This is a genomic window from Marinimicrobium sp. UBA4209 (genome assembly GCF_002381585.1).
Taxonomy (GTDB): Bacteria; Pseudomonadota; Gammaproteobacteria; order Pseudomonadales; family Cellvibrionaceae; genus Marinimicrobium; species Marinimicrobium koreense.
In genome coordinates, this window is the sequence record NZ_DFTP01000090.1 from 1 (window position 1) to 4478 (window position 4478).

A 4478-nucleotide genomic window follows, 5' to 3' on the forward strand; every position below is an offset into this window, starting at 1 on the left:
CAAAGTAATTGACGTTAGACAGCACATTGAAGTTATCCCCGAAATCGATATGCCCGGTCATGCCCGGGCAGCCATCAAGTCCATGGACGCCCGTTACCGCCGTTTGATGGCTGCGGAACAACCGGAGGCCGCCCGTCAGTACCTGCTGTCTCATCCCGAGGACACCTCGGATTACATGACCGTACAGAACTACACCGACAACTCCATCGATGTCTGCCTGGAGTCCACCTATGCCTTTGTGGACAAGGTGATGTACGAGCTGCAGCAGATGTACCGGGATGCCGGACTCAAGCTGAACATCTTCCATATGGGGGGCGATGAAGTGGGCAAAGGCTCCTGGACTGGCTCCCCCGCCTGCCGGGATCTGATTGCCGAACGGGAAGGTGTTGCCGGTGTTGCAGATCTGAAGCCCTACTTTGTCAGCCGCGTTGCCGCGCTGGCCAAGCAGCGGGGCCTGGCCCTCGCGGGCTGGGAAGACGGCTTGATGTACGACGCGAACAATCCGTTCAACCGGGGTCAGTTTGACAACGACCGGGTCATCGCCAACGCCTGGGACAACATCTGGGAATGGGGCGTGGCCGACCGGGCCTATCGTTTGGCAAACGCCGGTTATGAGGTGGTGTTGTCTCACGGTACCCATCTCTACTTTGACCACCCCTATGAGGCCCACCCAAAAGAGCGCGGTTACTACTGGGCCACCCGGTACACCGATACCCGCAAAGTGTTCGGCTACATGCCCGAACACCTCTATGCCAACGCCGACACTACCCGCAATGGCGCGCCCATCGACAACCTCGAGGCGCTAGTGGGGCGCGCCCTGCCGCCCCTGAAACAACCGGACAACATCCTCGGCATTCAGGGCCAGGTCTGGACCGAAACCATCCGTACCCCGGAGCAGCTCGAGCGCATGGTCTACCCCCGCCTGCTCGCCTTGGCCGAGCGCGCTTGGCACAGAGCCGAATGGGAAGGGGGCTCTTCCAGTGCCGAGGCTCGCGCACGGGAATTTGCGGTGTTCGCCCGAACCCTGGCGGAACGCGAATTACCGCGCCTCGCCGAAGCCGGTGTCCAGGCGTATCTGGCCCCTCCGGGTGCCCGGTGGGAAAACGGCCAATTGCAGGTGAACACCGCCCTGCCCGGCCTGCCGGTCGAAGTCAGCACCAATGGCCTGGACTGGCAAGCCTTCCAGTCGTCGGTATCGGCCGAACAGGCACCGGTGATGTTGCGCACCCGTCTGGACAACAACGTCAGTCGTTCGACCCGCCTGGATTGACCGGCGGGTGGTACCGGAACAACTTTCTACAAAAAAGTGTTTGACAACGTTGTCCCATCGGGCGTAAAAAGAGCATAAGCTAGAAAACAGTAGTACCAACAACGTCCATCAAAACAACATAAGATCCGTTAGGAGGTCGTCATGGAAACTCGCAGCAAAGCATTCAATAAACCCAGGGGTTTCAGAAAAACCCTGCTCGCATCCAGCATTTCATCACTGCTGATCGCACCCGCATTGGTGCAGGCGCAGGATGAGCCCATGCTGGAAGAAATTGTGGTCACCGGCGTGTACGCCTCCCAGCTCAACGCGGTGAACACCAAACGCGATGCGGCCTCGGTCGTCGATGCCATTTCCGCCGAAGACATCGGCAAGCTGCCGGATGTCACCATCGCCGACTCCCTCCAGCGGATTCCCGGTATTCAGGTAGAGCGCACCGCCGGTGAAGGTGGTCCAGTCCAGATTCGCGGCCTGGCCAATGTCGCCACCTCGCTCAACGGCGAAACCTTTCTGAGTGCCACCACCATCGATTCCTCCGGCGCCGACTTTGGTGACTTGCCCTCCCAGCTGTTCTCCGGCGCCGATGTCTACAAATCCCCGCTTGCGACCCTGAGCACCCTGGGTATTTCCGGCACTGTGGATCTGAAAACCCGCCGCCCGTTTGATCTGGATAACGGTTGGACTTTCTCTGGTTCTGCAGAGGTCGACCAGGGCTCGATCAGCGAGGAGACCGATCCCACGGTTAGTGGTTTGGTTGGTTGGACAAATGACAACGTTGGCTTTCTGGTCAGTGCGGTAACCACCGAGAAGAACTTGTCCAGTAACTTCAACGGCTGGAATGACACCTCCGAAAACGGCGGGAACCTGGGTTGGCACAACAACAACCATACCTACTGGGGAATTGGTCCGGCCACCCCCTACGATTTTTATTACACCGTGCCTCATGGTGTGACCGCATTCAATAAAGCGGAAGAGCGTCATCGGGACGGCCTGAACCTGTCTTTCCAGGCGGAACTTGCGGATGGTGTAGAGCTGGTCGTTGATCATTTCTACAGCAAGCAGGAACGTTGGAACCGGCGCGCCGGCTTTAACCACAATAGCCGCTGGCAGGGTTTCAACCACTATGCGCTACCGGTGGAGGAAGGTCTTACCGAGGATCGCTTCGAGTACGAAGGCAATAGCTGGGCCACTACCACCATGTACGATCTGAATCCCTACCGGATGCAGTCGTTCACCCAGACCAACTACAACCTGGAAGAGTCCAACAACAGCAGCGCCGAGTTGAACTTTGACATGGGTGGTGCTCTCACCGGTCAGGTTCGACTGACCCGCGCCAGTGCCGATGCTCAGATGCGTCATGGCTATATCGAGGGCGATCTGCTCAGCATTGATCAGGGAAGCCTGGTGACCGGCCCCGGCGGCCTGCGCCCGGCGGGAGATTGCACGGGTGACAACGCCATTCCCGGCGAGCCGGTGGGTGAAGACGGTGGCTGCTTTATCCAATTCTCACCCAATGGTATTGAAACCAACGATTTCCAGATCCGCTACGATGCGTCCGGAGAACACCCGGCGTTTAGTGGCTTCGATCAAACAGTCGACGGTGGTCTGGGCGAGCAGTCGGTAGCGGATTATATGGCCGACATCAGTGCCTACCACGTCGGTGCCGGCTCGTCCGAGGGTAATACCGACGACGAAGCCACAATGAACACCTTCAGCACTCGCTGGAACTATGCCTTTGATGACCAGCCTTTTGGTATTACCAGTGTTGATGTCGGTCTGCGCCAAAGTGAGCGCTTTGTGGATCACGAAGTTTTCTCCTACTTCGCGGAATTCGAAGACACCGGCTGTCAGGCGCAATGGAAAGCGGTAGACCAGTTCGCGGGCACCGCGGAGTGTGATCCCGATCTGCAACAAGGTGAGTTCCTGGTCGATGAAAATGGTGATCCGGTTCTCGACGAAAACGGTGATCAGGAATATGCGCCATACACACTGATTCCACCGATGACCCTGGATCAGAATGCCGATGTGGTCTGGATCGACGATTTCGGACCCGTGTCCGGCATTCCCGGAGTCTGGGCTGTGGATCCGCGCGAGCTTGACGATACGCTGGCCTTCCAGGAGCGCGTCTTCGGTGAACAGATCAAGTACGAACAGCCGGGGGAAACTTACAGCGTCGGCTTAAATGAGTTCAGCTACTTCACCCAAGTCAACTTCAACTACGACGATTTTGTCACCGGTAATCTCGGGGTCAAAGTCATCGAAACCGACCTGACCGTGGTTCAGAATGAAGTGGGCGCTCAAGTGCCGCACTCCGGCGTGTCCTATGATACCGGTGATGTCGTGACCCGCCGGAGCTACACAGACGTCTTGCCAAGCCTGAACGTCGCCATCAACGCGACCGATGACGTGATTGTTCGTCTCGGCTACGGTGAAACCATGCAGCCATTGAACCTGATGGACTGGGGTGGTGCCAAGCGTGTGGGCCGCACCTTCAATGACGACTGTCAGTGCATGCGCGTTGTGGATGGCAGTCTGAACGGTAACCCGGAGCTCGATCCCACTCGCGCCAAAAACTATGACTTGAGCGCGGAATGGTATTTGGGTGATGCCTCAATGGTGAGTGCCGCCATGTACCGGATCGAAATCGACAGCTTTGTCCAGACCGATACCATCATGTTGGACGAACCGGATAGCGATGGCATTAACCGCGGTCCCTGGCCTTTCTCAGCTTTGGTTCAAGGTACCGGTGGCGAGGTGAATGGTTTCGAGCTGGCCGCGAAAGTTGCTTTTGGCGACCTGACCGACGGTTTCCTGTCCGATTTCGGCTTTGATGTGAACTACACATTGTCCGAAAGCTCGCAGGACGCCACCGGCCTGGCGGGCAAAGAGCTGCCCTTCCCGAACAACTCGGAAGATACCTACAATATCGTTGGTTGGTATGAGAACGACCGGTTGTCGGCCCGTCTGGCATACAACTTCCGCTCGCCCCGTCTGATCGCCATTGGTGGCGCTGCCACGCTGGCTGAACAGGCCCTGTACCAGGATGACTATGGCCAACTCGATCTGAACGTCACCTACGACATCACTGATCAGTGGTCCGTGTACCTAAACGGAGCCAACATCAATGAAGAGTATCAGGACACCTACCTCGAATTTGAAGATCAGAAAGTGTTCCAGAACATCTTCATAGATGTTCTGGAACACTTTCTGA

2 protein-coding genes are annotated in these 4478 nt (G+C 57.3%); both read left to right on the top strand.

Annotated features, from left to right (window positions below; genetic code table 11):
• On the top strand, positions 1-1270 hold a 1270-nt coding region (locus B3187_RS13045; RefSeq protein ID WP_286806922.1), incomplete at its 5' end, for a family 20 glycosylhydrolase.
• Positions 1271-1411: 141 nt separating this feature from the next.
• A partial coding sequence (locus B3187_RS13050; RefSeq protein WP_286806923.1) for a TonB-dependent receptor occupies positions 1412-4478 on the top strand: 3067 nt, incomplete at its 3' end.